General features: G+C 39.2%; 5 protein-coding genes and 1 pseudogene. All 6 read right to left on the bottom strand.

Annotation, left to right across the window (positions count from 1 at the left end; translation table 11 throughout):
* On the bottom strand, nucleotides 1-414 hold a 414-nt coding region (gene uppS, locus ACH2DQ_RS26920), incomplete at its 3' end, for a polyprenyl diphosphate synthase (protein ID WP_395028677.1).
* 131 nt (nucleotides 415-545) lie between these two features.
* Nucleotides 546-1,097 carry a ribosome recycling factor gene (frr, locus tag ACH2DQ_RS26915; protein ID WP_394912477.1) on the bottom strand — a complete coding sequence of 184 codons (552 nt, stop codon included), beginning with the start codon at nucleotides 1,095-1,097 and terminating at the stop codon, nucleotides 546-548.
* Nucleotides 1,098-1,201: 104 nt separating this feature from the next.
* On the bottom strand, nucleotides 1,202-1,897 hold the full coding sequence (gene pyrH, locus ACH2DQ_RS26910) for a UMP kinase (protein WP_394912478.1): 696 nt from the start codon (nucleotides 1,895-1,897) through the stop codon (nucleotides 1,202-1,204).
* A 229-nt stretch (nucleotides 1,898-2,126) separates the two neighbouring features.
* The gene (locus ACH2DQ_RS26905; RefSeq protein WP_394912479.1) at nucleotides 2,127-2,648 is read right to left on the bottom strand and encodes a hypothetical protein; all 522 of its coding nucleotides are present in this window, start codon (nucleotides 2,646-2,648) and stop codon (nucleotides 2,127-2,129) included.
* Nucleotides 2,649-2,676: 28 nt separating this feature from the next.
* Complete coding sequence (locus tag ACH2DQ_RS26900; protein WP_394912480.1) at nucleotides 2,677-3,918, bottom strand: hypothetical protein; 1,242 nt, start codon at nucleotides 3,916-3,918, stop codon at nucleotides 2,677-2,679.
* 16 nt (nucleotides 3,919-3,934) lie between these two features.
* Nucleotides 3,935-4,262: pseudogene (locus tag ACH2DQ_RS26895) on the bottom strand (hypothetical protein); the annotation flags it as partial.

The following is a 4,262-nucleotide window of genomic DNA, read 5'->3' as shown; positions in this document are numbered from 1 at the left end:
TACAATTTCATCACGGCTTCCGTAGTTAATGGCAATTTGAAAATTCAGTCCTGTATTATTTTTTGATGTCTCCTGCAAAGACCGCATACTAGCCTGTAAATCCGGATCTAATGCTGAGGGATCTCCCAACATTCGCACCTTCATATTATTTTTCTGAGCAGTCTTAATACAGGTCTTCGTATAACTGCGAAACAGCTTCATAAGAGAAGACACCTCTTCGCTTGGACGGTTCCAGTTCTCAGTTGAAAACAGATATACCGTCAGATATTTAATTCCCATATTATAAGCGTCCTCGCAAATAACCTCCAGGTTCTTTGCACCTCTTACATGCCCGTAGTTTCTGGGCATTCCTTTGCTTTTCGCCCATCTTCCATTTCCATCCAATATAATTGCCACATGCTGTGGTATTGCCATATTTATTCTCCCTCCTGCGCCTATCCATCACAGGACAGCTCGAACCTGCCATTTATAGACCTTTTTCCATCATATCACAAAAAAGGGGACTGTCAAGAAGCCCCCTTCTATTATTTATAAAATTATAATAATTAAACCGTTAAGATTTCTTTGGACTTTTCTTCAACTGCTTTGTCCACTTCCTTGATATATTTATCTGTCATTTTCTGAGTTTTGTCTTCTAACTCTTTGATTTCATCCTCAGACACATCCTCTTTCGCAAGTTTCTTAAATGCATCATTTGCGTCACGGCGAATGTTACGGATTGCAACCTTAGCAGCTTCACCTTTTTTCTTCACATCTTTAACCAGTTCTTTTCTGCGCTCTTCCGTTAATTCCGGGAATACAAGGCGAATTATCTTACCGTCATTATTCGGATTAATTCCAAGATCAGAAGTCATGATTGCTTTTTCAATGGCCTTAACAAGGGTTGCATCCCAAGGCTGAATCTGAATCATTCTGGCTTCCGGAACGGTAATATTACCAACCTGCTGAAGGGGTGTCGGGGTTCCGTAATAATCTACCTTAATCTTATCCAATACATGTGGATTCGCACGTCCGGCTCTGATCGCTCCAAACTCTGATAACAGGTTATCATAAGATTTTGTCATTTTTGTGTCGTATAACTTAATTCTTTCATCCATTTTTCATTCCTCCTGATTTTTTATATTTTACTTTATACTTTTAGTTGAATTTATTACACATTTTTTAACAGCTGTGGTTGTAGTACTGTTTTAGCCTGTGATAATTATACCGTTACTCTTGTACCTGTAATCTTCCCTTTTGCGGCATTCACAATGCTGTCCTTCTCGTTTAAGCCAAATACAAGCATTGGCATTTTATTCTCCATACAGAGAATGGATGCCGTCATGTCCACAACAGCCAGTTTCTGGTCAATTACTTCCTGAATAGAAATCTCATCGTATTTCTTAGCATTCGGATTGTCCTTTGGATCGCTGTCATAAACACCATCTACAGCCTTTGCCAGCAGAATCACATCTGCTTCAATTTCAACGGCACGGAGTACGGTTGAAGTATCAGTTGAAAAATAAGGATGTCCGGTTCCTCCCGCAAAGAAAGAAACAACTCCTTTTTCAAAATATTTATTCACACGATCCTTAGAGAATAGCTTTGTAAAAGAACCGCATGCAAATGGCGTTAAAATCTGTGTCATAATTCCAACGGAACGGAAAATTTCTGAAACATAAATACAATTCATAACAGTTGCCAGCATCCCGATCTGGTCTGCCTTCGTGCGGTCAATTGTCTCACTGGAACGACCTCTCCAGAAATTACCACCGCCAATTACAATTCCAACTTCAATACCATCATCTACTAATTGCTTTACCTGATTCGCCACTTCTGTTACGGTTGGCTCATCAAACCCTGTTTTCTTACTTCCGGCTAACGCTTCGCCGCTGAGTTTCAGTAATACTCTCTTCATCTTTGCACCTCTGCTATATTTTTTCTTTCCAGCAGGTCATTGACCCGAGTAGAATCTTCGATGATAGTATAGCATACTTTGGGGGATATGTAACGTTGTTTTTTGGGAAAATTTTTTGCATAAGAAAGGAGCATTACTCTATAGATGATTAACCAACTACTTCATAATGCCCTGAAATCTTATAAACATTTATAATTTAAAATAAAATACCATTTTAAATGCTCCTACATTAATCATTCCATGTATTATTCCCTGTATAAGTTATACTAAATGTCAAACTCCCTAAATACTTACCAGCTTTCTTATCCTTTTTAGCATCTGCTGATAAATTAGCACTTATTGTAGACTGTTTTGTTGTAGTATCAGTACTTTCAAGTTTTAACAGTTCAGTAGATGTAGTTACATCACTAGAATTCATTTGTAATCCCATTTTATATTTTTCAGAATCACTAGGAGCGTCTTTATCTTTTAAACTCATTTCTATTTGAGCAGTAGTAGCTTTTACCAAAACAGTTGATCCTTCAGCTAAATTTATATCTTTTGCATCAAGTACTAGATTAGTGTCCTCATCTGTAAATTCTGCCGGAATAATTATTGTATATGTCTCCGGTACAACACCTTTAACTATTGCCTCTCTAGATGCATTTCCTTCACTTTGTGTTACATTACCGGTTTCCGCAAACACATTCATACTCATCCCCATCAACATAACTCCAGCTAACCCAAACGCCAATAATCTTTTTTTCATCATGATAAATTCCTCCTATATTTTACATTATTTATTCATAGACTACATTAAATCTCAAACCACCATGATACTTCCCAGCCGGCACGATCTCTTGTTCATTCAGCGATACAATCCTTGCCTTTTGGCTATCCTTCGTCTGATCCAACTCTATGCGATTATCCCCTTTACTTATCAACTTTCCTTCTATATATAATTGATATTTCCAGGTTGTATCTTCATCGCCGTCCCGCATCAGAACAAAGCAATCTGTTTCATCATCTGCCCAGTCCCCATCAATTTCAAGATATGCTTTTTTATCTTCCACATCTTTTATAAAAGAGGTCCCGATCTCAAAGTCCGTACTTTCATTAATCATCACTTCCGAAGGTATTTTAATAGCATAGTATGGCGAATGAATATCATACGAGCCATCTTCTTTTTTCTTTTCTATTTTACTATCTAATTCCTGCGCTGTGATTTTCTCTGTTTCGGTCTTTGCCGCTTTCACTTCATTTCGTACTTCTGACTCCTGTTGGGCACTGTCTTTTTCTGGTATTTCACTTTTTTCTTTTGTACTGCCAGCTTCCTGCACGTCACTTTCTGTTTCCGTACATGGCTCAGTCTCTAAACTCTTTTCAGCTTCTGTTTCTGTTTCTGAATCCGTATGGGAATTCCCGTTTGTCTCTTCTATGGTTTTTCTCTCATCCTCAGTCACCTCTTCCACATCATTAAGAATCTGCTCCGTCGAAAGTTCTGACATATTCTCTAATGCATCTGTCACTTCTTCCGGCTGAATTTCTGTTACTGCCTTATAAAATCCACACATTTCATCATGTACATGCACACATAGCTGTTCTTTTGCTTCAGGCAAATAACCGCACTCCCGGCAATATTTTATCATGCCATCACTATCTGTCTCTTTGCAATCCATATCACAGGGAACCCCAGATAATGCTTCTGCATACCCGCAAGTCCCATCGTGCTGATGATTGCACACCGTATTTTCTGCCACTTCATACCTGTTACAACAGGTGCATCCTTCTCCACACCGGACACATCCCTGATCTAGTTCCGTTCCATTACAAGCACATATTTCATTATCCGTTGTCTCATCCGGATCCTCACTTAATATTTCTTTTCTTTCCTCATTCATGCTGCTGCACTGTTCACAGGAACAGATACCACCACCTGCCTCTTCGGCTCTAACCACTTTCATGGGAAACGTTTGTGTTATCAGGGCTGTGATCAGAATTAGGGGAAAGCCTTTCTTCCAGCATCTGCGTTTAAATACCACCCTCCTATACGCCTCCTTACTTCACTTCCAGCGTTGTCTCCACATTGGCACCATTCATACCGGACTGGGTTACGATATGAAATGTTGAAATTTTCAATACTGCCGGATATTCTCCCGCATCCAGCGCACGATTTAAAGTAATATGAGTAATTGCCTCACCCGGCGGAACCTGTTTTGAAGTATATAGTACTTCCTCTGTATCTTTTAACACCAATTCAAATGTAAAATAACAGGGATTGCCTTCCGGGTTGGAAAATGCCACATCTACCTCCGTCTTTCCAGCCGGCAAATAAATCTGGGGATATCCAGGTATGGCTATGGAATCTGCATTTGGATCTCCTTTT

The organism is Robinsoniella sp. (genome assembly GCF_034124845.1).
Note: the sequence above shows the minus strand (reverse complement) of the source record. Positions and strands in the feature narration are given on the sequence as shown.